Here is a 24,144-nt window from a genome sequence, read left to right as displayed (position 1 = left end):
AGGTCGCGGCGTCGCCTCACATTCCAAGGGGGTGGGTCGTCGTACCGCTGAGACCACCCCTGAGGAAGGAAGCCGATCATGGAACCGGTGAACGTCGCGATCGTCTACTACAGTGCCACGGGCACCGTGCACGCCTTGGCGCAGGCCGCCGCCGAGGGCGCGGAGAAGGCCGGCGCACACGTGCGGCTGCGCAAGGTCGCGGAAACGGCCCCAGCGGAAGTCGTCAACACCAGGCCGGAGTGGGTCGCGCACCTCCAGGACACCGCCGACGTCCCCGAGGCCGGCCTCGACGACCTGGTCTGGGCCGACGCCGTGCTGTTCGGCGCCCCCACCCGCTTCGGCAACCCGGCCGGTCAGCTCAGGGCGTTCATCGACACCACCGGCCCCCTCTGGTTCCAGGGCAAGCTCGCGGACAAGGTGTACTCGGCCTTCACCGCCTCCAACACCGCCCACGGCGGACAGGAGTCCACCCTCCTGGCGCTGGGGAACACCTTCTACCACTGGGGCGGCATCATCGTGCCCCCCGGCTACACCGATCCCGTCCAGTTCCGGTCAGGCAATCCCTACGGCACCTCGCACGTGGCCGGCGACGGCTCACCCGGCGAGGTGTCCTTGCAGGCGGCCCGTCACCAGGCCCGCCGCGTCGTCGACACCGCGGCCTTGCTGAAGGCCGGCCGCGCCGCCTGATCCGGCACCACGCCCGCCGGGACGCGCGTGCGGCGGCGTCCCGGGGGGAGGGCGGTCAGAGCCAGCCGTTGCGGCGGAAGGCGCGGTGCAGAAGCGTGCAGGCGACGACCATCACACCGATCACGATGGGGTAGCCGTACACGGACTTGATCTCGGGCATGTGCTCGAAGTTCATGCCGTAGATGCCGGCGATCATCGTGGGGACCGAGATGATCGCCACCCAGGAGGAGATCTTGCGCATGTCCTCGTTGGCGAGGGCGTTGGAGCGCGCCAGGGCGGCCTGGAGGATCGAGTCGGACAGCTCGTTGGACGCCTGGACCTGCTCACACACGCGGGACAGGTGGTCGCCGACGTCGCGGAAGTACTCACGCATCTCGGAGGGGATGCTGCGCCGCTGGGGAAGGGCGTTGAAGGGGGTCTGGAGCGGTCCGACGGCGCGCTTGAGCTCCAGCATCTCGCGCTTGAGCTGGTAGATCCTGTTGATGTCGCGGGAGCTGACCTCGGCGAAGACGGCCGCCTCGACCTCTTCGAGCTCGGCCTGCATGAGGTCGGCGACCTGCAGGTACTTGTCCACGACGTGGTCGGCGATGGCGTGCAGGACGCCCGTGGGGCCGCGGCCGATCAGCTTCGGCTTCGACTCCAGCTTCTCGCGGACGTCGCCGAGCGGACAGTGCCGCCCGTGCCGTACGGTCACGACGAAGTCGGGCCCGACGAACGCCATGATCTCGCCGGTGCCGATGATCTCGCTGCTCGCCGTCGACACCTCGTGGTCGAGGAACGCGACGGTCTTGAGCACCACGAACAGCGAGTCGCCGTACCGCTCGACCTTGGGCCGCTGGTGGGCCTTGATGGCGTCCTCGACGGCGAGCGGGTGCAGGCCGAACACGTCGGCGAGCCACTCGACCTCGGGCGCGGCGGGCTCGTGCAGACCGACCCAGACGTACGCGTCGGGCACCTCGTTGGCCTCGTTGTGCTCGCGGACCAGGCGCACGGCCTCGGGAATGCCGGCGGCGTCGACCTTCTTGCCGCCGACGTACGCGCCGAACTCGACGAGGGAGTTGCTCGGCGGCACGCAGCGGACGACCGTCTCCGCGTTCATCGACGCGGCGCTGAGGTGCGTGGACATGACCCGGGTGTGCCTGTTGATGCGGGGAAAGAGCAGAGAGGAGCGCATGGCGGTCCCTTCCCGCCCGAGCCGGCACGCTCTACGCGCGACGTGATGTCACCCCTTCATAAAGGCGTGAGCTGCCCCTCGGGCTTCAGTTTCGGAGTGGTCGGGAATGCGCACGACGTACGTGCGCGAGCACGTACTGACGGGATCACCAGAATTCATCCCAGACCACCTCCAATCGCCACGAGACAGCGCGAAGCCTGTCTAACCTACCACACGGTGGTTGGACACCTGTTCCAGGGTAGCGGCGTCAAGTCCCACCGATCATGCACTTCTTGCCAAAAACAACCCGCACAAACTAGCCATCGATGTGTATCCCCCACCTGAACAGGGCAAGCCGGCATGCTCCGCGTCGTCAGCCGGCGAAATACACACCGGCGTACGGATGGATAGGAACGCCTCCACCCGGGCGCTCGCCCACGCCTGAGAACGGGAGGCGGCCGACCGCTGCGACAATGGTCGGGTGCGCGTACTTGTCATCGGTTCCGGGGGTCGCGAGCACGCTCTGTGCCGGGCCCTGCGGCTCGACCCCGCCGTCGTAGAGGTCCACTGCGCCCCCGGCAACGCCGGCATCGCCGAAGTGGCCACCTTGCACCAGGTCACGCCGACCGACGGGGCGGCCGTGACCGCGCTCGCCGAGCGGCTGGGCGCCGACCTCGTCGTGATCGGCCCGGAGGCGCCGCTGGTCGCCGGCGTCGCCGACGCCGTCAGGGCCGCCGGGATCGCCTGCTTCGGCCCGTCGGCGGAGGCGGCGCAGGTCGAGGGGTCCAAGGCGTTCGCGAAGGACGTGATGACCGCCGCCGGGGTGCCGACCGCGCGCGCGTACACCTGCACCACCGAGGAGGAGGCCGCGGCGGCGCTCGACGCGTTCGGGGCGCCGTACGTCGTGAAGGACGACGGCCTGGCCGCCGGCAAGGGCGTGGTCGTGACCGACAGCCGCGAGGAGGCCCTGGAGCACGCCAGGGCGTGCGAGCGGGTCGTCATCGAGGAGTACCTCGACGGCCCCGAGGTGTCGCTGTTCGCGCTGTGCGACGGGACGAGCGCCGTGGCGCTGCAGCCTGCTCAGGACTTCAAGAGGGCCTACGACGGCGACAAGGGCCCCAACACCGGCGGCATGGGGGCCTACACCCCGCTGCCGTGGGCGCCGGAGGGCCTGTCCGAGCAGGTGATGGCCGAGATCGTGCGCCCGACCGTGACCGAGATGGCGCGGCGCGGCACGCCGTACACGGGAGTGCTGTACGCCGGGCTGGCGCTGACCGCGGACGGCCCCCGGGTGATCGAGTTCAACGCGCGGTTCGGCGACCCGGAGACCCAGGTCGTGCTCGACCGGCTGGAGACCCCTCTGGGAGAACTGCTGCTCGCGTGCGCGACCGGCGCGCTCGCCGGGCACCCGCCGCTGCGGTGGCGCGACGGCGCCGCCGTGACCGTGGTGGTCGCCGCGGAGAACTACCCGGCCGACCCGGTGAAGGGCGACCCGATCGCGGGGCTTCCGGTGACGGTCGAGGGCGCGTACGTGCTGCACGCGGGCACGGCCCTCGACGGGAACAACAGGCTCGTGTCGAACGGCGGGCGGGTGCTCAACGTGGTCGGCACGGGCGCCGACGTCGCCCAGGCCAGGGCTCGGGCCTACGAGGCGCTGGAGCGGATCACGATGCGCGGCTCCCACCACCGATCCGACATCGCCCTGACCGCCGCGTCGGCCTGACGCCTCCTGACGCCCGGCTCTCCCCCTGCGCTCCCCTTGCTCAGGGCGCGCGGGAGAGCTGGGAAGATGGAACGGTGAAGCACCTGCACTCCGGCAAGGTACGCGACCTCTACGAGACCCCCGACGGGCTGCTGCTGATGGTCGCGTCCGACCGCATCTCGGCCTTCGACTACGTGCTCGAACCCGGCATCCCCGACAAGGGGGAGATCCTCACCCGGCTGTCGCTGTGGTGGTTCGAGCAGCTCAAGGACGTGGTTCCCAACCACGTGGTCTCGTCCGACGTCCCGGCGGAGTTCGCCGGCCGTGGAGTGCTGTGCCGCAGGCTGCGGATGGTGCCGGTGGAGTGCGTGGCCCGCGGCTACCTCACCGGCTCCGGACTGGTGGACTACCGCAGGGAGGGCGTCGTCTCCGGCGTGCGGCTCCCGGAAGGGCTCACCGACGGGTCCCGGCTGCCCGAGCCGATCTTCACGCCGTCGTCCAAGGCCCCCATGGGCGAGCACGACGAGCCCATGACGTACGAGGAGGTCGCGGCGGAGGTGGGTGAGGACGTGGCCGAGCGGCTGCGCCGGATCACCCTCGACGTCTACAGCCGCGGGGCCGAGATCGCTTTGGAACGTGGCATCATCCTGGCCGACACGAAGATCGAGCTGGGCTGGGACGCCGACGGCGTGCTGACCCTGGGCGACGAGGTGCTGACGCCCGACTCCTCCCGCTTCTGGCCGCTTGACCAGTGGGAGCCGGGCCGCTCCCAGCCGTCGTTCGACAAGCAGTTCGTCAGGGACTGGCTGCTGTCCCCCGAGTCGGGCTGGGACAGGTCGTCGGGCGAGGCGCCCCCGCCGCTGCCCGACGAGATCGTCGAGCGCACCCGAAGCCGCTATGTCGAGGCGTACGAGCGGCTGACCGGCGAGCGCTTCCGCGGCTGAATCACACAGGTCACACAAGTAGTCTCAAGTGACCCGTTCCCCCACGCGTTCTGGGGGTAGTTCCTCCCCGAAACTCCTGGAACAGCGGCTACTCTAGGCCGATCGTCCTCGCCGACGACCCGGCTGCCGGCTGACGGGAGTCCCCCACCCTTCCCCCGAAATAGGAGCAATTCATGGTCAGTTACCGCGTGCGCGGGGGCAACGTACTGCGTGGAACCGCCTTCATCCAGGGCGCGAAGAACGCCGTACTGCCCATGATCGGGGCGGCGCTGCTCGCTGCCGAGGGCCGCACGGTGCTCCGCAACGTGCCCGTCATCGAGGACGTGCGCCGGGCGGTCGAGCTCGCCCAGGCCGTGGGCGCGAAGGTGGAGTTCCACGAGAGCGAGCGGACGCTCGTCATCGACGCCTCCCGCCTGACCAGCCCGGTCCTGCCCGCGGAGATCGCCCGCCGGTTCCGGGGATCGGTGCTGTTCGTCCCCGCGCTGCTCCACCGCCTCGGCGAGGCGATCATCGAGGGCATCGGGGGGTGCAACCTCGGCAGCCGCAACCTCGACTTCCACTACCTGGGCTACAAGCGCCTGGGCGCGATGGTGGACGAGGGCGAGGCCGTCATCCACATCAAGGCCGGCGGCCTGATCGGCGCCCCGCTGTACCTCGACACCCCGTCGCACACCGGCACCGAGAACCTGATCATGGCCGCCTCGCTGGCGCGGGGCACCACCGTCATCGAGAACGCGGCCCTCGAACCCGAGGTGCTCGACGTCATCACCATGCTGACCCGGATGGGCGCGCGCATCCGCGGCGGCGGCACGGGCTTCATTACGGTCGAGGGCGTGGACGAGCTGACCGCGGTGGAGCACACGGTCATGCCCGACCGGCTCGACGCGGGCGTTTTCGCGATGGCCGCGGCGATCACCGGAGGCGAGGTCAGCCTGGTCGGCGCCTCTCTCGAGCACCTCGGCGTGGTCCGGTGGAAACTGGAGCAGATGGGCGTCGAGTTCGAGAACCACGGCGCGGTGCTCCAGGTCCGCCGCAACCGCCCGCTGCGCCCGATCAACGTCATCACCGACACCTACCCCGGCTTCGCGACCGACCTGCAGTCGCCGCTGATGACCGTGGCCTGCCTCGCGGAGGGCTCCAGCTACATCCACGAGCGCATCTTCGACGGCCGCTTCGCGCTCGCGGGCGAGCTGAACAAGATGGGGGCGAACGTCGAGGTCGAGGGTAGCCGTGCGGTCGTGCACGGTCCGACACCGCTGCACGGCACCGAGGTGACGGCGCACGATCTGCGATCGGGAATCGCGCTCGTGCTCGCCGGTCTCGCGGCGGAAGGCGAGACCACGATCGGGTCCGGATATCTCATCGACCGCGGTCACGCCGCGCTCGCGCAGCGTATGCAGGCACTCGGCGCAGATGTGGTGCGTGAAATTTCCACTTCGGACGAGGGCTGAGTCCGGAAACCTTTACTAATGCCCTGACCAGCGGGGATCTTCCGATTTACGGAACAGCCGAGACCACCCAGAATGGTATTCCGGCAAATCTGGGCGTGACATTACGGCCTTAACCAGCGATCGTTCCAAAGAGAAGCCACAACAACGAGGGCGACGTGGGATGGGACGAACATTGGTCGAGCGCACGGAAGACACTCCGCGCGGGTCACGTCTGGGCACGGTGACACCCGACCTCACCATCGGTGTGGTGGGGTCGCACGATCTGGTCGAGCGGGTGATGCTCATGGGGCACTCGGCTGCCCCGGTGCCCTGCCGGCTGGTCGCCGCCGCGTACCGGGACGAACAGGAGGCGGCGGACAAGGTGACCCGGCTCGGTCCGGGTGTGGACGCGTGCCTGTTCGCGAGTCCGGTGCCTTTCGAGCTCGCCCGCCGGGCCGGCGTGCTGACGATGCCCGCCACGCACGTGCAGCTCGGCGGGGCCGCGCTCGTGGCGGCGATCGCGCGGGCCGCGCTGGACGAGCGGGTCGATCCCCGCCGGGTGAGCCTCGATGTGCTCGGCCGGCCGGACATCGACGAGGCGTACATGGACCTCAACCTCTCCTCGGGCGAGGTGCACAGCCGTGACGAGCCGGGCCCGGTCGGAACGATCACGGCCTTTCACGAACGGCTGTTCCGACAAGGGGCCACGACGGGCGCGCTCACATGCGTCCAGGGCGTGGCCGACCGGCTGACCGCCGCCGGGGTGCCGGTGGTGCCGATCAGGCCGACCTCAGCGGCCGTCCGTACGGCACTGCACACGGCGTCGTTGCTCGGCGCCCGCCACCGGCTGGAGGAGTCGCAGCTCACGGTCGTGCTGGTCGAGGTGCCGACGCTGCGCGAGCCGGTGAGGCGGGCCGCGCCGCGCTACTGGCGCGACGAGCTCCGGCTGTCGCTGCACCGCCTGCTGGTGCAGGAGGCCAACCGGATCAACGCGAGCGTGTGGCCGATCGACGACCACAGCTACCTCGTGGTGGCGACGAAGGGCTCGATCGCGACGGCCACGGACGGGTTCCGGGTGCTGCCGTTCGCCGCGCGGATCCGCGAGGAACTGGGCCTGGCCGTCGAGGTGGGTGTGGGGATGGGCCGCACCACGCACGAGGCCGAGACGCACGCGAGGGGCGCGCTCGCCCGCACCCAGGGCGGCAAGCAGCCGCAGGGCTTCGCGGTGGACCGGGAGGGCCGCGCGCTGGTGCCGCCGCCCCGGATGCCGCCCCAGCCGGGCGGACCGGTTAAGCCCAAGGGGGTCGAGGTGCTGGCGCGCCTGGCCGCCAAGCTGGAGGGCGGGGACACGGTCGTGGACGCGGAGGGCGCCGGGCGCATGCTCGGGGTGACCCCGCGCACGGCCAGGCGGTTGCTGCGCACGCTGGTTGACGAGGGACTCGCGTGGCCGCTTCCGCCCAACCGCACCCCCCAGCCGGGCCGGCCGCGACAGCTCTACCGGCTGATCGTGGAGAAGCTGAACCGGTAATCAGCGTTCAGAAGCGACGGTCTATTGTCATGACCCATGGAACGAAACGGTCATGACGCACGGGTGTGGTTGGCGCTGGCGGCCGTGTACGTGGTGTGGGGCTCGACGTACCTCGGCATCGCGATCGCCATCCAGACCCTCCCGCCGATGACGAGTGGTGGGCTCCGTTTCGTCGCGGCGGCGCTGGTTCTCGGCACGGTCCTGCTCGTCAGGGCCGTGCCCTTCCGCATGCGGTGGAGGGAGTTCGGGGGCGCCGCGCTGGTCGGGCTCCTGCTCCTCGCCGGAGGCAACGGCATGGTCGCCGTGGCCGAGCAGCACATCTCCAGCGGCCTGGCCGCGCTGCTCGTCGCCTCGACCCCGCTGTGGCTGATCGTGCTCAGGACGGTCTTCAGGGACCGGCCGCACGTGCTGACGCTGGCCGGCGTGCTGGTGGGCTTCGCCGGAGTCGCCTTCCTCTCGCTCCGCGGCGGCGGCGCGTCCGGCAGCGGGGCGGGCGTCACCGTGGTGCTGCTGGGCTCGCTGTCGTGGTCGGTGGGATCGTTCATCTCCCCGCGGATCCCGATGCCGGCCAACCCCTTCGTGGCCAGCACGGTCGAGATGGCGGTGGGCGGCAGCGCGCTGCTGGTCATGGGCCTCGTGCAGGGCGAGCGGCTGCACCTCGGCGCGGTGAGCTGGCAGTCGTGGGCGGCCCTGGCCTACCTGGTGCTGGTGGGCTCCCTGGTGGGCTTCACCTCCTACATCTGGCTGCTCGGCCATGCCCCGATCTCGCTCGTGTCCACCTACGCGTACGTGAACCCGGTGGTGGCGGTGATCCTCGGGATGGCGGTCCTGTCGGAACCGGTCACCGCGGCCATGCTCGTGGCGGGAGCCCTGATCGTGGTGGGGGTCGCGCTGGTGGTCTCCACCGAACGCCGTGGCCGGACCGCGACACCGTCGGGAGAGGAGACCGCCGCGGTCCCAGGGCGCGTCACGGCGTCCCGGCCGACCTCCGAACCGTGAAATCGAGCCGGTTCGATGAAGCGCGCGAGCGAAACCGGCAATTCGAGGCCGTGACCGAATCAGGCACTTGATTTCGCTGCGATCTGCCGATTATCCCGCGATATTCGCAGGGGAAATGCGAGGAGCGGCGCGGCCTTGATTACATCGGCACCGAGCACATCCCGCTCGGGCTCGTCCGCGATCGCGAAAGTGCGGCGGCCCAGGTCCGGGTCACGGACGGAGCCGGCCTCGACTGCATGGGGCGGATCGCGGACGAGCTCGTCCAGCGGTATCCGGCGCGCTAGGAAGCCCGCCGGAACGCCTCGGCGGCGGTGAGGAAGACGTCGTTGGCCTCGCGGTCGCCGATGGAGATCCTGGCCCCCTCCCCGTCGAACGGGCGCACGGCGACGCCCGCGGCCGCGCACGTCCCCGCGAACTCCATCGTGCGCTCGCCGAGGCGCAGCCAGACGAAGTTGGCCTCGGTGGGCGGGACCGTCCAGCCCTGCGACAGCAGCGCCTCCCTGACGCGGCTGCGCTCCTTGATCACGGTCTCGACCCGCTCCTGCAACTCGTCCTCGGCCCGCAGGGAGGCGATCGCGGCGGCCTGGGCGAGGTGGTTGACCGCGAAGGGCAGCAGCGTCTTGCGGACCGCGGCGGCCACCGGCTCGTGCCCGATCAGGTAGCCGACCCGCAGCCCCGCCAGGCCGTACGCCTTGGAGAACGTGCGCAGGACGGCGACGTTGGGGCGCTCGCGGTAGAGCGTGAGGCCGTCCGGCACGTCCGCGTCCCTGACGTACTCCCGGTAGGCCTCGTCGAGGACGACGGTGACGTTCTCGGGCACGCGGTCGAGGAACCGCGTGAGCTCGTCGGCCCGGTTCACCGTGCCGGTCGGGTTGTTGGGGTTGCACACGAAGACCAGGCGCGTCTCCGGCGTGATGGCCTCGGCCATGGCGTCGAGGTCGTGCGTCTCGTCGCGCAGCGGCACCTCGACCGCGTTGGCACCCGAGAGGCCGACCAGCAGCGGGTATGCCTCGAACGAGCGCCAGGCGTACACCACGTCGGCGCCGGGCTCGCCGACCGCCTCCAGGATCTGCTGGGCGACCGCCACCGAGCCGGCGCCCAGCGCGACGTGGTCGTACGGCACGCCGAACCGCTCCGCGAGCGTCTCGGTGAGCCGGACCGCGCCGGGATCGGGATAGCGGTGGACCTCCGTGGCCGCCCGCGCGATCGCCTCCACCACCGACGGCAGAGGTCCGAAGGGGCTCTCGTTGGAGGACAGCTTGTAGGACCGGCCGTCCGGGGAGACCACGGCCTTGCCCGGCTTGTAGGCCGGCATGGTGTCGAGGATCGAGCGGAATCGAGACATGTCCTAACGATAGGAGATCCGCCTGGTCGGGCGGCACCCCGCACACCCCCTGCGGATGACCCCCCGGCCCCGTCCCTACTTGTAGTAGGCGTAGAGCGTCTTCCAGGTGCCGGCGTACTGGCAGTTGAGGGACGGCTTGGCGGCCTTGGCCTCCGAGCAGGTCTTGAGCTCGACCTCGCCGACGTTCTTGACGGTGAAGGCGAACGTCTTCTTCGCGCCGTACGAGCAGGTGCGGTAGTTGCGGTAGGCCAGGTGCGGCTTGTTGGCGGCGTCGAAGTAGCTGACGCGGAACAGGGCCCAACCGCAGGTGGACGCCTTGTGGGTCAGGCTGGTGACGCTGCCGGCGACCTTGACATACGGCGCGGGCAGGCTCGGGTCGTCCTTGGCCGCGGCGGTCAGTGAGCCGCTCACCTTGGCCTTCGATCCGGTGGCGTAGTAGGGACCCCAGGGCTTGGGGGTGGCGGCCTGCGCGGCCGTCGCGGTGGCGAGCGGGGCGAGGGCCAGGATGCCGGCCGCGAGCGTGATGCCGGCCAGGGAGCGGGTGAGGGCCATGGCTGGGGTCCTTTCCTCTGTCGTTGCGGGCAGTTTGTCCCGGGGCGCTTTCAAGGCCCTTGACGTCCGCTGTACCTCCCTGGTGGGCCGGGGATCGCGTGGTTAGGATCGCGCGGTAACCGGCGAGCGGGGAGAGCATGACGAGCGGTGCGGAGGGCGACGGACCGCGGGACGGCGATCCCCGGCGGATCGGACCGTTCCGCATCGTCGGCAGGCTCGGCCAGGGCGGCATGGGCACGGTCTACCTCGGCCGGGACGCCGACGGCCGCGACGCGGCGGTCAAGGTGATCCACCCGCAGTGGGCGGCCGACCCCGACTTCCGGCGCAGGTTCCAGCGCGAGGTCGCCGCCGCGCAGCGGGTCGCCCGCTTCTGCACCGCCGCCGTCCTCGGCGCGGGGCTGGACGGCGACGTCGCCTACCTCGCCACCGAGTACGTCCCGGGGCCCACCCTGCAGGAGGTCGTGCGGGAGCGCGGGCCGCTGTCGGGGTCGAGCCTGGAGGCGGTGGCGGTCAACGTGGCCGTGGCCCTGCAGGCGATCCACAGCGCGGGGGTGATCCACCGCGACCTCAAGCCGTCGAACGTGCTGCTGTCGCCGGTCGGTCCCAAGGTCATCGATTTCGGCATCGCCCAGGTCACCGACACCACCGCGGACATCAGCGGCATCGTCGCGGGAACGCCGTCCTTCATGTCGCCCGAGCAGGCGAAGGGCGACCGGCTGACCCCGGCGTCCGACATCTTCGCCTGGGGCGCGCTGGTGGCGTACACCGCCTCGGGCCGGGCGCCGTTCAGCGGCGGGTCGATCCCGAGCATCCTCTATCGGGTGCTGCACGAGCCCCCGCACATCTCGGGCCTCGACCCCCGGCTGCGGTCGATCGTCGACCTGGCGCTGGCGAAGGACCCGGCCCGGCGTCCCACCGCGCGGGGACTGGTCGAGATGCTGACCGGCCACGAGCCCATCGAGCCCGCGCCCGAGCCCGAGCCCGCGCCTCCGAGCGTGCGAGGAGCGCCCACGGCCGTGTCGGGCGGGGCGGGCCGCCGGTCGCGCCTGGGCGTGGGGATCGCCGCCGCCGCCACCGCCATCGTGGTCACGGCGGGCGTGGTCGTCGCCGTCCAGGTGGCGTCGTCCGGCGACCCCGAGCCGTCCGGGAAACCGCCGGCGCGCACCACCGCGAGCGCCTCCGGCGGCAACCCGCTGCGCGGGCAGGCCGCACGGCTCTATGCGAGCCCGACCGGCGACGAGGCCCACCAGGCGGACGTCTGGCAGGCGGCGGGGCGGGCCGGGGACGCCGCGATGATGCGGAAGCTGGCCGCGGTGCCCAGGGCCGTGTGGCTCGGCCAGACGAGCGCGGTCGAGGCCGCCCGTGCGGCGAGCGCCGCGCTGGAGGCCGCGGCGCGGCAGGACGCGGTCGCGGTCTTCGTCACCGACCACATCCCGCTGCGCGCGTGCAACGAGGACGGCGGCGCGGCGGACTCGGCCGACTACCTCGCCTGGATCGACGCGCTCGCGTCGGCCGTGGGCGACCGCAAGGCGGTGTTCGTGCTGGAGCCGAACAGCCTCGCGGAGTTGCCGGGCTCGCCGGACTGCTCGCTGGGCGACGCCGCCGACCAGCGCGCCAGGCTGCGCATGCTCGCCGCGGCGGCCAAACGGCTCGGCGCGCTGCCGAACACCGCCGTCTACCTCGACGGCAGCCTCGACGGCTGGCCGACGCCGGAGGTCGCCGCGACTCGGCTGGTCGACGCCGGGATCACCGACGCGGACGGCTTCTACCTCAACGTCTCCGGATTCCAGAAGACCGGCCAGCTCGTCGCGTACGGCACCCGCCTCGCCGCCTGCGTGAAGACCAAGTCGCAGGGCCGCGGCCGTGCCTGCGCCGACGTCGGCACGGACGCGGGGACGGCCGGGCTCCCCCACTTCGTGATCGACACGAGCAGGAACGGCAAGGGCGGGTGGACCCCGCCCGAGGGCAGGTACAAGGACCCCCAGGACTGGTGCAACCCGCCGGGACGCGGCGCCGGCGTACGGCCGACCACCCGCACCGGCAGCGCGCTCGTGGACGCGTACCTGTGGGTGCGGCCGGCCGGCATGTCCGACGACCGGTGCGACCGCGGCGAGGGCGGCTCCACTGACCCGGTGTACGGCGTCGTCCCGCCCTACGGCGGCACGTGGTGGCCCGAGCTCGCCCTCCAGCGGGCCAAGGACGCCGTTCCGCCCCTCTGATGAGCGGTTCAGTCCCGGCGTGCGGGCAGTTCGGGTCGTTCGTCGGGAATCCGGAATTTCGGGTTCGAAGGCAAGCACTAAGATCCAGCGACATGTGGCGGAAAGCAAGAATCGTGATGGCCGGTGCCTGCGCCGCCGGCGTGTGCGTCGTCCCCACCGCGGCCGGGCCCGCGACCGCCGCGACCGCCGAGGCGGCGGCCGTGAGCGCGAAGGCCGCGACCCCGGCCGGGGTGAAGAAGAAGGACGAGCCCTACTGCGCCCGGTACAAGTGCATCGCCCTCACCTTCGACGACGGCCCCTGGCCCTACACCCCGGCGCTGCTCGACACGCTGAAGAAGCACAAGGCGAAGGCCACCTTCTTCCTGCTCGGCAGGAAGGTGGCCTACCGTCCCGAGCTCACCCGGCGGATCTACGAGGAGGGGCACGACATCGGCAACCACACCTGGACCCACCCCTCGCTCACCGAACTGTCCGACGGTGAGGTGTTCGAAGAGGTCTCGAGCACCTCGAACATCATCAATCAGACGATCGGCAAGATGCCGGACTACATGCGCCCGCCGAACGGCGCGACCGACTCCAGGATCGCGAGTCTCATGGCCGATCTGGGGCTGCCGCAGATCCTGTGGACGGGGTCCACGCTCGACTGGCAGGCCCGCGACACCAAGGTGATCGCCCAGCGCACGTTGAAGCTCGCCAAGCGCAACGGCGTGATCCTGCTGCACGACATCGTCCCCGAGACGGTCAAGGCCATGCCCGGCGTGCTCACCGCGCTGGAGAAGCAGCACTACAAGTTCGTCACGCTGACGACCCTGCTGCAGGGCCGCAAACTGCGCCCCGGCGAGGTCTACCCGCCCCGCGGCAAGTAACCGGCCCCGGGCGTCGTCTCCGCGTAGGGCGCCGGCGCGCCCGGCGGCAGTGACACCGGCGGAGGCACCGTCGACATGGGAGAGGCGACCGCCGTCTCCGTCAGGGGGACGAGACCGGCGTCGGCCGTGAGCGAGCGGTCCAGGGCCGCTCGCATCCGGGGCTGCAGGGGCCGCTCGACCAGCCGGTGCACGCCGTACGCGACCACGAGCGCGGCGGCCACGGCCAGCGGGAGCGTGAGGCGGTTGCCCAGCACCGGGTGGAGCCACTGGATCAGCAGGAACCCGACGTGGTGGTGGAAAAGGTAGAGCGGATAGGTCAGCGCGCCGAGGAAGGTGAGCCACCGCCAGTCGATCCGGTCGAACGCGCCGACCGCCACGAGGATCATCACCAGGAAGATCAGCGAGATCACGCCCACCACGAGCGCCGAGCCCAGCGCCTGCCCGTATCTCCGGATCGCCGGTGGTCCCTCGCCCAGCGCCGTGTAGAGCGCGAGGATCCAGCCCACGCCCACGAACAGCCAGGGGAACAGCGACCCGCCGAAGCGGTGGACGAGAAAGAGGGCCATCCCCGCGATGAAGTAGGGCGCGCTGAACGGGACGAGCACCGCCTGCAGCAGGTCGGCGTTCACCCGGTCGGCGATCGCCAGCAGCAGCACCCACGCCCCCATGAACGCCAGGCACCGGCGGTAGGTGATCCCCACGGCCGCGAGGCAGGCGATGAGGGCGTAGAAGACCAGTTCCTGCCATAGCGTCCAGTAGACGATCTCCAGGTCGCGTACGGCGAAGCCGTGCTGGAGCATCGTCATGTTGGCCAGCAGTTCGGTGAGGCTCGGCCGGTGGTCGGTGATCAGGCCGCCGACGGCCAGGCCGCCCAGGACGAGCACGCTCGCCCAGTACGCCGGGAACAGCCGGGCGATCCGCGACGCCGCGAAGTGGCCCGGCGTGCGGCCCCAGGCGCTCATCAGGATCACGAAGCCGCTGATCAGGAAGAACAGGCGCACGCCGTACACGCCGAACATGGTCGCCATGCTCAGCGCGGGGAAGGCGTTGGGCGTGCCCCAGGCGCGCGTCTCGCCGAAATGGAAAAGGACGACGCCGAGTGCCGCGCAGAACCGCAGAAGGTCGAGCACGCGCAGCCGGGACGGTCCAGGGGGAATGGCCGGCGCATCGGTGATGCGGGGGGCCGCAGCCAGCATAGGCCGGAATATATCCTGAAAGATCCCTGTGAGTCGGGATTAATCCGGCGTTGGTGGTGTAGCGTGCGGCCCGGCCCCCGCCGGGCGCGGTCGATCAGGTGCGCAGCATGGGCGGGTGCAGCAGCACGGCGGGGCCCCGGCGGTAGAGCATGGCGGGACGTCCGCCGTCCCGGGTCGTGGTGCGCCCGGTGGACACGAGGAAGCCCTCCGTCTTGGTGACCTTCCTGTGGAAGTTGCGCGGGTCGAGCGGACGTCCCCAGACGATCTCGTAGACGCGGCGCAACTCGGCGACGGTGAACTCGGGCGGGCAGAACGCGGCGCCGAGCGAGGTGTATTCGAGCTTGCCCCTGGCCCGCTCCACGCCGTCGAGCATGATCCTGCGGTGGTCGAAGGCCATCTGCGTCAGCTCGGCCACCGGCTGCCAGCTCATGTGGGCCTCGGTGGACGCGGGCAGGTCGGGGGCGAGGCCCAGGTAGGCCACGCTGACGACCCGCTGGCGCGGATCGCGGTCCGGATAGCCGTAGGTCTGGAGTTGCTCCAGATGGACCGGCGCCCCGGGAAGGCCGGCCCGTTCGGCGAGCACGCGGGCCGCCGCGGCGGGAAGGTCCTCCTCCAGCTTGATGAAACCGCCGGAAAGCGCCCACCTGCCCTCGTACGGCGGCCGGTCGCGCCGCCAGACGAGGGCGCTGAGCTGCTGGGACCTGACGGTGAGCACGACAAGATCCACGCTGACCGGGATACGCGGGATCATGTCCAGCACGCTACAGGACGCGGGCCGCGGCTCGGGCCGTCCGGAGTCAGCCGGCCCGGCCCCTCGCGGGAGCTTCACCACCGATCCACATCCCCGGAACCGGGATTCGTGTCCCCGGGCGTCGCCCGGCACAGCGCGACCTGCACAGCGCGGCCGATGCCGGGCGACGCACCGCCGGGAACGTCAAAGCGCCTGGGTGGGCTTGACGTAGGTCACCCGGAGGTTCAGATAGGCCGCCACGCCGGCGTCGTGGCCGCGTACGGCGAGCAGGTTGCAGCAGTCGAGGTAGGTCGCGGGCACCACGACGTCGATCGCCCCGGCGGCGCACGCGCCGCTCTTGACGCTCTGCACGAGTTGGCCGTTGAAGTAGACCTGCGCGTCGTTGTCCACCGTGCCCTGGATGCGCACGGCCTGCGCGTCACGCGGCAGGTGCAGCCAGTGGCGCACCAGGATGTCGGTGTCGACCGCCCACGGGGTCTTGACGTTGGCCTGGTTGTTCCACGAGCAGGTCCCGTTGGTGGTGCCGAAGCCCGCCTGCCCCCTCGGCCAGGCGCTGTCGTCGAATCCCCGCTGGGCGAAGCCCGGCACCTGGGTCGTGGAGGGCACCTGACGGTATGCCCAGCCCGTGCTGTTGTAGTCGAGCGCGGTGACGACGTTCGCACGCCCGCTCGCGGCCTGGGCGGCGGTGGCCGCGGGGACGGCCAGGGCCATCGCGGCCACCAGCGCGCCCGCCGCGAGACCGGCGGGCAGGTGACGGAGTCGGTTCATGGGCGGTCTCCTTGTCGATCGTCGGATGCCCTGTGCGGCGGGCATTCGATGCCGGCGTGGACGGGGTCAACCGTCGCTCCGCCTTCGGCGGCGGCGCAGGCAAAGGAGATCAGCGGGCGGCGCCCGCCACACGGACGCCCCGCCGCGGCATTGTCCGTTCCTTGCACGCACATTGCCTGGCCGTGCTCATCGCGCGCCTCCGGCACGACGTGGGGGACGGACCGGGGAACGGAGCGGCTCGATCAGGGGGCGGTCAGCCGGTGTTGTGGTAGAAGACCGGCTCGGCGGACTTCCTGCCGTCGGCGGAGCTGACCTCCACCCGTATCCACACGTCGTCGGGGACCGTGGCCCAGTCCACCGGGATCCAGATCTTCTCCGTGCCCGCCGGCAGCCCCTGGATCGGCGTGCTGTCGTACCAGCCCACTGTGGCCGCGTCGACGACTCGCGGCGTGTCCAGGCCCGACCAGCTCAGCGTGACCTTGGCCGAGCCGAGGTGGTAGCCCCGGATCTCCAGGCCGTCCTGGATCTGCCGCGCGCGCCGCTGCACCTCGATCGGGATCGGGCGGTCCCAGTCCGCCGCGATCTCCTCCGACAGCGACGGCGAGCCGCAGGTGAAGAAGTCGCTCCACATGTACGAGATGATCTTCGACACGTACGGCGCGGCGAGCGTCACCTGTCTGTCCAGCCTGGGCTTGTCGGTGCGCCCGCGGGTGCCCTGACGGCCGCAGGTCTCCGTCGAGGTGGACGGCTCGAACGCCTCGACGTTGGCCCACAGCTCCACCTGGACGCCCTCCTGGACCAGCTCCTGGCGGGCCAGCGACATCGCGCGGTAGTAGTCACGGGTGCTGCCGTAGTAGGCCGTGGCGTACGTGCTCTCCCCGACGACCGGCTTGAGGCTGTCGTCCACCGGCTTGTTCTTCCAGTTGGGCCAGAACAGGCCGACCTTGCCCGTGCCCCGGCCGTCCTGCGGCGCGATGATCTCCACCCCGGTGCGCGCGAGGGCCTTGAAGCCCTGGGCCACCTGGGTGGGCGTGGAGGTGTACTTCACCCGCCTGCGGCTGTCGATGTACGGGCTCACCAGGATCGGCTTGTCCGGCAGTTCCTGTTCGACGATCGAGTGCTGCTCGGCGTACACCTGGAGCGTCTGGACCTTGCTCGGGTCGGGCCAGTCCCGCAGCTGCAGCTCGAACGGCTGGTAGACGCCGCCCAGCGACTCACGGCCCTTGAAGCGGTCGCCGTAGTCCTGCAGGATCCGCCGGGTCAGCGTGGTGAGCGTGCCGATGTGGCGGGGGTCGGCCCGGGTGGACTCCTCGGGGTCGCGCGGCGCGAGCGGCAGGGCGGGGAAGACCTTGATGCCGAACCGGTCGCCGAGGTCGAGCAGTTCGCTGAGGCTGTCCTTGACGCCCGCCGACACGAGGATCAGGTGGTAGCCGCGCCCCTCGCGGGTGAAGTCGCACGTGGGGTCGTCCGAGCCGTCCTCGGGCGCGAGGAGCCGGAAGAAGACGGCGTCCCCCACGACGACCTCGTGCTCCATCTGCGGGCAGCGGAGGATGCCGGGGCCGAACCGCTCGTCGGTGCGGTAGACGTACGTCCTCGTGATGCTGTTGCCCGCGTTGGCCGCCTGGAGATCCTTCTCCGCCGCCTTCATGCAGGACACCCCGTTCTCGACGCAGCGGGCGTACCTGGCGTCGGGCTTGGGGTCCTTGCCCTCGGGAGTCGACGTCTCCAGGACCTGGCCCTCGTCGTCGGTCTCGCGCGGCGACAGGCCGAAGCCGAGGCGCACGACCGTGTCCCCGCCGAGGCGGTGGATGGCCTCCAGCTGACGCCGCCAGGTGCAGGGGTCGGAGGTCGGGATCAGCCAGTAGCCGCTCACGGCGTACGGCGTGGTCGCCACGGTCTCGAACGTCCCGCAGGGGTCGGTGAACTCGCTGTGCGTCGGCGACCCGACCACGGGGGTCGAGGGGGCGGTCTGCCCGGCGCTGGCGGTGCCGGAGCCGGTGCTCCCGTCGCGAAAAACGATCACCACTGATGCGACGCCGGCGAGAATCGCCACGCCCAGGACCAGAGTGAGCCAGCGCACTTTCAGGACACTACCGCCCGTCGTTCAAATGATCTTGCCGCGCCCAGACTACCCGGATGTTCGCACTGCCCGGCCGCCGTCACGAGCCGCCCGCGGCAGCGTTCACCGCGGTTCAACTCTCGCGTGGTCAGCTCTCGAGTGGTCAGCTCTTGACGCCCGCCCACGCCTCCAACTGGGTGACGAACCGGCGTGCGGAGTTGGGCCAGTGGTGGTTCGCCCGTGCGGCGGCGTAGCCGCGCCCGCCGGTGCCGATCCGCTCGAAGGGGTTGTCCCTGAGCTGGAGCACCGCCCGCGCCACCGCCTGGGGGTTCTGCCAGGGGACGACCAGGCCGCACTGGTAGCGCTCCACCAGCTCCACGGCCCGCGGCGAGGGGGTGGTGATGACCGGGATGCCGTGCGCCATGTACTCCACGATCTTCGTGGGCATCGAGTGGCGGTAGTTGGGCTCGTCGTGCAGCAGCGAGAGCCCGGCGAGCGCGCCGTCGAGCCGCTTGAGCGCCTCGTCGTTCGGCATGAAGTCGCGCCACTCCAGCACGCCCTCGGCGACGGCCTCGTTCAGCAGGGGGCGGCTCTGCGGGTCGGCGTAGCCGATGAGCTCCACGGCCACCCGGTGCGGCTGGAGCAGGCGGGCCACCTCGACGGCCTCCTGGACGCCCCGGGCCTCCGACAGCCAGCCGAGGTAGACGACGCGGTCGTCGCCGGGCTGGCTGACCCGGTCGGGCACCCATGTCTCGTTCGGCACCACGAGGTGCTGCTGCTTGAACCGGCCCGCGTACGCCGCCTCGGCCAGCAGCAGGTGCAGCCGGCGCTCGGCGGTGGTTTCGAGGAGCCGGGCGAGGAAGCGCGTCGGCGGGCGCAGGAACGCCGGCAGCCACGGCTTGAGCGACAGCGTCGCGGGGGTGTCCTCGTGGACGTCCCAGACGACCGGCGGGCGACGGCGCACCCCGGCGACCGCGAACAGCAGTTCGGGGTCGTGGATGAGGGCCAGGTCGACCTTGCCGCGCATGCTCTTGAAGAGCTTGCGGGCCGCCCGCACCGCCGCGAGGCGACGCCGCTCGGCGGCCCTGGGGAGGTCCACACCCGTCACCCACGAACGCGGCACGACTCCCCGCGCGGTGTACGGCGCGGCGTACGTGACCTCATGACCGGCGTCGACGAGCGCCCGAATCTGCCGGTGCAGGATCCGGGCGTCCTCGGGGTGATGCACCACCGTCATGACGAGCACGTGCACGCGCGAAACCCTTCCTACAACCGCTCGACGCGTTCGCTCGTGGCCAGCACGCCGCGAGTGTCCAGGACGAGAGGGGCTCGCTCCTCCACGACGCCGAGGTCGAAGGCCGAATGCTGCTGTAGCAGGACCACCACGTCGGCGGCGGCCACGGCCTCGGCCAAGTCCTCCTCGCGGGGGATCTGCCTGCCCTCGACCGCCCACTCCTTCACGTACGGGTCGCAGAAGGACAGCTCGGCGCCCAGTTCCAGGAGTGCCTCGGCCACGGGGATGGCCGGTGTCTCCCGCTCGTCGGCGATGTCCGGCTTGTACGTCACGCCGAGGAGCAGCACGCGCGAGCCGTTCACGGCCTTGCGGGCCCGGTTGAGCAGCCGCTGCACGCGGGCCACCACGTAGGACGGCATCCGCTCGTTGATCTCCTGGGCCAGTTCCACGAACCGGAAGGGATAGCCGAGCTTGCGCACCGTGTAGGACAGGTACGACGGGTCGACGGGGATGCAGTGCCCGCCGACGCCGGGGCCCGGCAGGAACTTCTGGAAGCCGAAGGGCTTGGTGGAGGCCGCCTCGATGGCCTCCCACAGGTTCACGCCGAGCTCGTCGCAGAAGATCGCCATCTCGTTGACGAGGGCGATGTTGACGTGCCGGTAGGTGTTCTCCAGCAGCTTGGCCATCTCCGCCTCGCGGGTGCCGCTGACCGGCACGACCCGCTCGACGAACTGCGCGTAGAAGGCGGCGGCCCGCTCCTTGCAGGCGGGGGTGAAGCCGCCGACGACCTTGGGGGTGTTGCGCAGGCCGAACTTGGGGTTGCCCGGGTCGATCCGCTCCGGCGAGAACGCCAGGTGGAAGTCCTCGCCGGCCACCAGGCCGGACTGCTCCAGGATCGGCCGCGCCAGCTCGTCCGTGGTGCCGGGCCACGTGGTGGACTCCAGCACGACGAGCGTGCCCGCCTGAAGGTGCTCTGCGACGGTCCGGGTGGCGCCTTCGACGGCCGACAGGTCCGGACGGTGGTCCTCGTCCAGCGGCGTCGGGACGCAGATGACGATCGTGCGCGACCTCGACAGCACGGACGCGTCCAGCGTGGCCGTGAAGCCGCCGGTGAGCATCGCGTCGAGGTCGGCGTCGGTCAGGTCGTCGATGTAGGAGCGGCCGGCGTTCAGGGCGTCGACCTTGCGGGGGTCGACGTCCAGACCAGCCACCCGCAGGCCCGCCGCCGTGGCCTCCTTGGCCAGCGGCATGCCCACGTATCCCAGCCCGATGATCGTGAGATCGAAGGCTGTCACGACGAGGCCTTGGGGGGAACCTGGGGGCGGAAACAACACTTCATGGTGGCAAAGGTTATCTCAACTCGGAACCAAGCATGCCTGATGCAACACATCCGACTTTCTGCTGTTTATCGGCTTTCGGTCAAGGACTGGTAGATCCCTTGGTACGTGCGGGCCAGGCTGCTCCAGGTCCGGTGGGCGGCGACCTCGGCCTTACCGGCCTCGCCCATGATCCGGCGGCGCTCCGGATCGTCGCGCAGCGCGGCGAGCGCCTTGGCCAGCGCGGCCGGATCGCCGGGCGGCACCAGCAGACCGGCGCCCTCGCCGCCGACGAGTTCCGAGAGCGCGGGCAGGTCGCTCAGCACGACCGGCTTGCCGAGCGCCATCGCCTCGACCGGCTTCAGCGGGGTGACGAGGCGGCACACCCGCAGGTCCTCACGCGGGCAGACGAAGATGTCGATGGCCGCCTGCGCCTGCAACGCCTCGTCCGGGCCCACCCGGCCGGGCAGGATCGCCTCCTTCAGGCCGAGCCGTTCGACCTGTTCGAGCAGCGCGGGCCGTTCGGCCCCGTCTCCCACGAGCAGGACCTTCACCGGCGTTCCGGCGTCGCGCAGCAGCGCGGCGGCGTTCAGCAGCGTGGCGAAGCCCTCGTAGGCGACGATGCTCGACACCGAGCCCACGACGATCTCGTCCCGGCCGATCCCGAACCGCTCGCGGAACGCCTCGCCGTCGTAGTCGGCCGTCAGCAGGGAGTCGTCCACGGCGTTGGGCGCGAGGAAGATGCGCTCCCTGGGCACGCCGCGCTCCACGATCTCGGCGGCCATCGTCTCGGCGAGCGTCACGACCGCGTCGGCCTCGCGCATGATCTGCGCCTCGCGCTCGCGCTGCAGTTTGTGCCGCTCGCTGCCGATCCTGGCGGGGTCGCGGGAGACCCAGGTCTCCTCCAGGAAGCCGCGCACCTCGTACACGAAGGGGGTGTTCGTCCGCTCGCGCACGGCGAGCGCGACCGAGCCGTTGCGGTGGTCGGTCGCCGCGTGCAGGACCTGCGGGCGGAGGGTCCTGACCAGCTCGGAGACGTCCGCGGCGCCGCGGATCATCCGCCCCTGGCTCTCGAACGGCACCTCGTCCTTGGGCAGCAGCCGGTAATAGGGAATGCCGTCGATCTCCTCGTACGGCTCGGCGTCGGTGTGCCCCTGGAGCATGGGCCAGCCCCAGCTCGTCACCACGTGGGGGTCGAGCCCGGCCGCCTTCTGGGCGGTCACGATGCGGTGGGTGCGGACGGTGTAACCCGCCTGCGTGTACGGCAGGGCGTTGGTGACCATGTGCAGCACCCGGCCGGGCACCCGCTCACCCATGATGATCTTCGACTTGGGCGGGATCGGGTTCGGTCCGAGCGCGGCCTTCTCGCCCTCGTAGTAGGCCATCCTCCGGCGGACGAACGGCCATCGGGCATGCGGCTGGAGCACCCCGACCGCGTCGGACATCCGGCCGGCGTCGAAGTTGGCCTTGGCGTCCCGCAGCGGGCCCTTGGCCGCGCGCTGCAGGATCTTGCGGGTCCTGACCTTGACGAACCGGGCCGCGGGCCAGGCGACGCGGCCGACGACCGGGCGCATCCCGGGGGGTATCGCGTCGGCGGCGGCCTGGGCGACCCGCATCGGGTCGGACTTGACCTTGCTCACGAAGATCCGGGAGACGAGGACCGGGTTCCTCGCGAACCCCCGGAGGAAGCCGCCGAGGCCGGCCTTCGCGGACGCGGCGGACACGGCCTTTGCGGGCTTGTTGGCCTCGGTTTCCACGGCGCGACCGTACCATAGGCAACGTTTGTCCCAGCTCGGAGAGAAGACGAAAGGCGAGGTAGATGAGAGACAACCCCCTCGTCCTGCACGTACTGGGCGCCCGGCCCAACTTCGTCAAGGCGGCCCCGGTCGTCGGGGGGTTGGCCGAGCTCGGAATCCGGCAGGGCATCATCCACACCGGCCAGCACTACGACGCGCTGATGTCGGACGTGTTCTTCGCCGATCTGGGGCTGCCCGAGCCGATCGCGAACCTCGGCGTCGGCAGCGGGACCCACGCCCGGCAGACGGCCGCCCTGCTCACGGGGCTTGAGGACGTCGTGCTCGAACACCGCCCGGCGCTCGTGGTGGTGTACGGCGACGTGAACTCGACGCTCGCGGCGATCCTCGTCTGCGCCAAGCTGCACGTGCCGACCGCGCACGTCGAGGCGGGCCTGCGTTCCTTCGACCGGCAGATGCCGGAGGAGGTCAACCGGGTCGTCACCGACGCGCTGTCGGACCTGCTGTTCGCCACCTCGCCCGAGGCGCTGTCGCACCTGGCCCACGAGGGCGTGGACCCGGCGAAGGTGCACCTCGTCGGCAACCCGATGATCGACAGCCTGTTCGCCGCGCTGCCGAAGCTCGACCCGGCGCCGGTCCAGGAGCGCCTGGGCATCGACGGCAGGTACGCGGTGGCCACGCTGCACCGCCCGGCGAACGTGGACGACCCGGAGGCGGCCCGCGAGCTGGTCGACGCCGTGCTCGGGGTGGCCGAGCAGGTGCCGGTCGTCGTCCCCCTGCACCCCCGCGGCCGGCAGCGGCTGGCGGACGCCGGCCTCGTGGACCGGCCCCATCTGAAGATCGTGGACCCGCTCGGTTACGTGGACTTCCTGTCCTTGGTCAGGGGCGCCGCCCTGGTGGTGACCGACTCCGGCGGCGTCCAGGAGGAGACGACCATGCTGGGCGTCCCCTGCCTGACCGTCCGGCCCAACACCGAGCGGCCGATCACCGTGACCCACGGCACCAACCGGCTCGTCACCCCCGCCTCGCTCCCCGCCGCGGCGTCCAAGGCGCTCGCGGACGGCGCGGCCACACCGAGCGGCGAGCTGCCGCCGCTGTGGGACGGCGCGGCCGGGCCGCGGATCGCCCGCGTCATCGAAGCCTGGCTCCGCGGCGACAGCCTCTCCCCCGCCGCCAAGGGCGCCCTGCGCTGACTACGACAGGTTCTGGACGGGGGGGATGCCGCGCTCGGCGAAGACCTTCTTCGCCACCAGCGTGGCGTTGACCGCCCTCGGCATTCCCGCGTAGACCGCCGAGTGCAGGAGTGCCTCGGCGATCTCGGTGGCGGTGAGGCCCACGTTCAACGCGGCGTTGAGGTGCACGTCGAGCTCGATCTCGCAGCCCCCGAGGGCCGTCAGGACGCCGAGGGTGACGAGCTGCCGGTCCCGCGGTGACAGCTCGGGGCGGGCGTACATGTCGCCGAACGCCCACGCCACCACCTGGTGACCGAGCTCGGGCGAGACGTCGGCGAGGGACGCCACGACGCGCTGCCCGGCCTCGCCGTCGACCTCGTTCAGCACCTTGAGGCCGTACGCGTAGCGCTCTTCGCGGTCCATGGGTTCTCCTTCTGCTTGGCGGAAGCCTCTCCGGCTGCGACCAGCC

Annotated in this window: 20 protein-coding genes; 9 read left to right on the top strand and 11 right to left on the bottom strand. The window is 71.1% G+C overall.

Annotated features, from left to right (window positions below):
* Positions 1-78: 78 nt before the first annotated feature.
* Positions 79-687 (top strand): NAD(P)H:quinone oxidoreductase, encoded by a 609-nt coding sequence (gene wrbA / locus FH610_RS09030; RefSeq protein ID WP_205825639.1) that lies wholly within the window; start codon positions 79-81, stop codon positions 685-687.
* A 55-nt stretch (positions 688-742) separates the two neighbouring features.
* Here the strand turns inward: wrbA and FH610_RS09025 are convergent, their stop codons facing one another.
* The gene (locus tag FH610_RS09025; protein ID WP_139573833.1) at positions 743-1,861 is read right to left on the bottom strand and encodes a magnesium and cobalt transport protein CorA; all 1,119 of its coding nucleotides are present in this window, start codon (positions 1,859-1,861) and stop codon (positions 743-745) included.
* A gap of 460 nt (positions 1,862-2,321) precedes the next feature.
* Between FH610_RS09025 and purD the strand changes: the two genes are divergently transcribed.
* From purD to FH610_RS09000, 5 genes are all read left to right on the top strand, one after another.
* Positions 2,322-3,563, top strand: a complete 1,242-nt coding sequence (gene purD, locus FH610_RS09020) for a phosphoribosylamine--glycine ligase (RefSeq protein ID WP_139573832.1) — start codon at positions 2,322-2,324, stop codon at positions 3,561-3,563.
* A 74-nt stretch (positions 3,564-3,637) separates the two neighbouring features.
* Positions 3,638-4,486, top strand: a complete 849-nt coding sequence (locus tag FH610_RS09015; protein ID WP_139573831.1) for a phosphoribosylaminoimidazolesuccinocarboxamide synthase — start codon at positions 3,638-3,640, stop codon at positions 4,484-4,486.
* A gap of 173 nt (positions 4,487-4,659) precedes the next feature.
* A complete protein-coding gene (murA, locus tag FH610_RS09010; RefSeq protein ID WP_139573830.1) occupies positions 4,660-5,937 on the top strand; it encodes a UDP-N-acetylglucosamine 1-carboxyvinyltransferase in 1,278 nt (425 codons plus the stop codon).
* Between the two features lie 262 nt (positions 5,938-6,199).
* Entirely contained in the window at positions 6,200-7,444 is a 1,245-nt protein-coding gene (locus tag FH610_RS09005) for a transcriptional regulator (RefSeq protein ID WP_161627967.1), read from the top strand.
* Positions 7,445-7,480: 36 nt separating this feature from the next.
* A complete protein-coding gene (locus tag FH610_RS09000; protein ID WP_139573829.1) occupies positions 7,481-8,443 on the top strand; it encodes an EamA family transporter in 963 nt (320 codons plus the stop codon).
* 280 nt (positions 8,444-8,723) lie between these two features.
* Here the strand turns inward: FH610_RS09000 and hisC are convergent, their stop codons facing one another.
* Together hisC and FH610_RS08990 are read right to left on the bottom strand one after the other, a co-directional pair.
* Positions 8,724-9,788 (bottom strand): histidinol-phosphate transaminase, encoded by a 1,065-nt coding sequence (hisC, locus tag FH610_RS08995; protein WP_139573828.1) that lies wholly within the window; start codon positions 9,786-9,788, stop codon positions 8,724-8,726.
* Positions 9,789-9,863: 75 nt separating this feature from the next.
* Positions 9,864-10,340 carry a hypothetical protein gene (locus tag FH610_RS08990; RefSeq protein ID WP_139573827.1) on the bottom strand — a complete coding sequence of 159 codons (477 nt, stop codon included), beginning with the start codon at positions 10,338-10,340 and terminating at the stop codon, positions 9,864-9,866.
* A 137-nt stretch (positions 10,341-10,477) separates the two neighbouring features.
* Between FH610_RS08990 and FH610_RS08985 the strand changes: the two genes are divergently transcribed.
* Together FH610_RS08985 and FH610_RS08980 are read left to right on the top strand one after the other, a co-directional pair.
* Positions 10,478-12,559 carry a glycoside hydrolase family 6 protein gene (locus FH610_RS08985; RefSeq protein ID WP_139573826.1) on the top strand — a complete coding sequence of 694 codons (2,082 nt, stop codon included), beginning with the start codon at positions 10,478-10,480 and terminating at the stop codon, positions 12,557-12,559.
* A 92-nt stretch (positions 12,560-12,651) separates the two neighbouring features.
* Entirely contained in the window at positions 12,652-13,425 is a 774-nt protein-coding gene (locus tag FH610_RS08980) for a polysaccharide deacetylase family protein (RefSeq protein WP_139573825.1), read from the top strand.
* On the opposite strand, the gene FH610_RS08975 is transcribed toward FH610_RS08980, so the two are convergent.
* The 7 genes from FH610_RS08975 to FH610_RS08945 form a co-directional block, all read right to left on the bottom strand.
* A complete protein-coding gene (locus tag FH610_RS08975; RefSeq protein WP_139573824.1) occupies positions 13,404-14,621 on the bottom strand; it encodes an acyltransferase family protein in 1,218 nt (405 codons plus the stop codon). The two genes, FH610_RS08980 and FH610_RS08975, sit on opposite strands and share 22 nt — an antisense overlap.
* Before the next feature lie 94 nt (positions 14,622-14,715).
* Entirely contained in the window at positions 14,716-15,372 is a 657-nt protein-coding gene (locus FH610_RS08970) for an NUDIX hydrolase (RefSeq protein ID WP_139573823.1), read from the bottom strand.
* Between the two features lie 183 nt (positions 15,373-15,555).
* On the bottom strand, positions 15,556-16,140 hold the full coding sequence (locus FH610_RS08965; protein WP_139573822.1) for a hypothetical protein: 585 nt from the start codon (positions 16,138-16,140) through the stop codon (positions 15,556-15,558).
* Between the two features lie 253 nt (positions 16,141-16,393).
* Positions 16,394-18,220 carry a DUF4434 domain-containing protein gene (locus FH610_RS08960; protein ID WP_139573821.1) on the bottom strand — a complete coding sequence of 609 codons (1,827 nt, stop codon included), beginning with the start codon at positions 18,218-18,220 and terminating at the stop codon, positions 16,394-16,396.
* A gap of 142 nt (positions 18,221-18,362) precedes the next feature.
* Positions 18,363-19,451 (bottom strand): glycosyltransferase, encoded by a 1,089-nt coding sequence (locus tag FH610_RS08955; RefSeq protein WP_205825638.1) that lies wholly within the window; start codon positions 19,449-19,451, stop codon positions 18,363-18,365.
* Positions 19,452-19,465: 14 nt separating this feature from the next.
* A complete protein-coding gene (locus FH610_RS08950) occupies positions 19,466-20,728 on the bottom strand; it encodes a nucleotide sugar dehydrogenase (protein WP_139573820.1) in 1,263 nt (420 codons plus the stop codon).
* Between the two features lie 110 nt (positions 20,729-20,838).
* Positions 20,839-22,506, bottom strand: coding sequence for a glycosyltransferase family 4 protein (locus FH610_RS08945; RefSeq protein ID WP_139573819.1), 1,668 nt, complete (start codon positions 22,504-22,506; stop codon positions 20,839-20,841).
* 62 nt (positions 22,507-22,568) lie between these two features.
* Between FH610_RS08945 and wecB the strand changes: the two genes are divergently transcribed.
* Positions 22,569-23,696, top strand: coding sequence for a non-hydrolyzing UDP-N-acetylglucosamine 2-epimerase (gene wecB, locus FH610_RS08940; protein ID WP_139573818.1), 1,128 nt, complete (start codon positions 22,569-22,571; stop codon positions 23,694-23,696).
* Here wecB and FH610_RS08935 read toward each other — a convergent pair whose 3' ends face one another.
* Positions 23,697-24,098 (bottom strand): carboxymuconolactone decarboxylase family protein, encoded by a 402-nt coding sequence (locus FH610_RS08935; protein WP_139573817.1) that lies wholly within the window; start codon positions 24,096-24,098, stop codon positions 23,697-23,699. It lies immediately after the preceding gene.
* Positions 24,099-24,144 lie beyond the last annotated feature (46 nt).

It is taken from the genome of Microbispora catharanthi, from assembly GCF_006334915.2.
Lineage (GTDB): Bacteria > Actinomycetota > Actinomycetes > Streptosporangiales > Streptosporangiaceae > Microbispora > Microbispora catharanthi.
This window is presented reverse-complemented; position numbering and strand designations above follow the sequence as displayed.

Bases quoted from the DNA above. Each gene is read 5' to 3' on its own strand.
- wrbA (WP_205825639.1), top strand. From the start codon at position 79: ATGGAACCGGTGAACGTCGCGATCGTCTACTACAGTGCCACGGGCACC.
- FH610_RS09025 (WP_139573833.1), bottom strand. From the start codon at position 1,861: ATGCGCTCCTCTCTGCTCTTTCCCCGCATCAACAGGCACACCCGGGTC.
- murA (WP_139573830.1), top strand. From the start codon at position 4,660: ATGGTCAGTTACCGCGTGCGCGGGGGCAACGTACTGCGTGGAACCGCC.
- FH610_RS09000 (WP_139573829.1), top strand. From the start codon at position 7,481: ATGGAACGAAACGGTCATGACGCACGGGTGTGGTTGGCGCTGGCGGCC.
- hisC (WP_139573828.1), bottom strand. From the start codon at position 9,788: ATGTCTCGATTCCGCTCGATCCTCGACACCATGCCGGCCTACAAGCCG.
- FH610_RS08990 (WP_139573827.1), bottom strand. From the start codon at position 10,340: ATGGCCCTCACCCGCTCCCTGGCCGGCATCACGCTCGCGGCCGGCATC.
- FH610_RS08985 (WP_139573826.1), top strand. From the start codon at position 10,478: ATGACGAGCGGTGCGGAGGGCGACGGACCGCGGGACGGCGATCCCCGG.
- FH610_RS08980 (WP_139573825.1), top strand. From the start codon at position 12,652: ATGTGGCGGAAAGCAAGAATCGTGATGGCCGGTGCCTGCGCCGCCGGC.
- FH610_RS08975 (WP_139573824.1), bottom strand. From the start codon at position 14,621: ATGCTGGCTGCGGCCCCCCGCATCACCGATGCGCCGGCCATTCCCCCT.
- FH610_RS08970 (WP_139573823.1), bottom strand. From the start codon at position 15,372: ATGATCCCGCGTATCCCGGTCAGCGTGGATCTTGTCGTGCTCACCGTC.
- FH610_RS08965 (WP_139573822.1), bottom strand. From the start codon at position 16,140: ATGAACCGACTCCGTCACCTGCCCGCCGGTCTCGCGGCGGGCGCGCTG.
- wecB (WP_139573818.1), top strand. From the start codon at position 22,569: ATGAGAGACAACCCCCTCGTCCTGCACGTACTGGGCGCCCGGCCCAAC.
- FH610_RS08935 (WP_139573817.1), bottom strand. From the start codon at position 24,098: ATGGACCGCGAAGAGCGCTACGCGTACGGCCTCAAGGTGCTGAACGAG.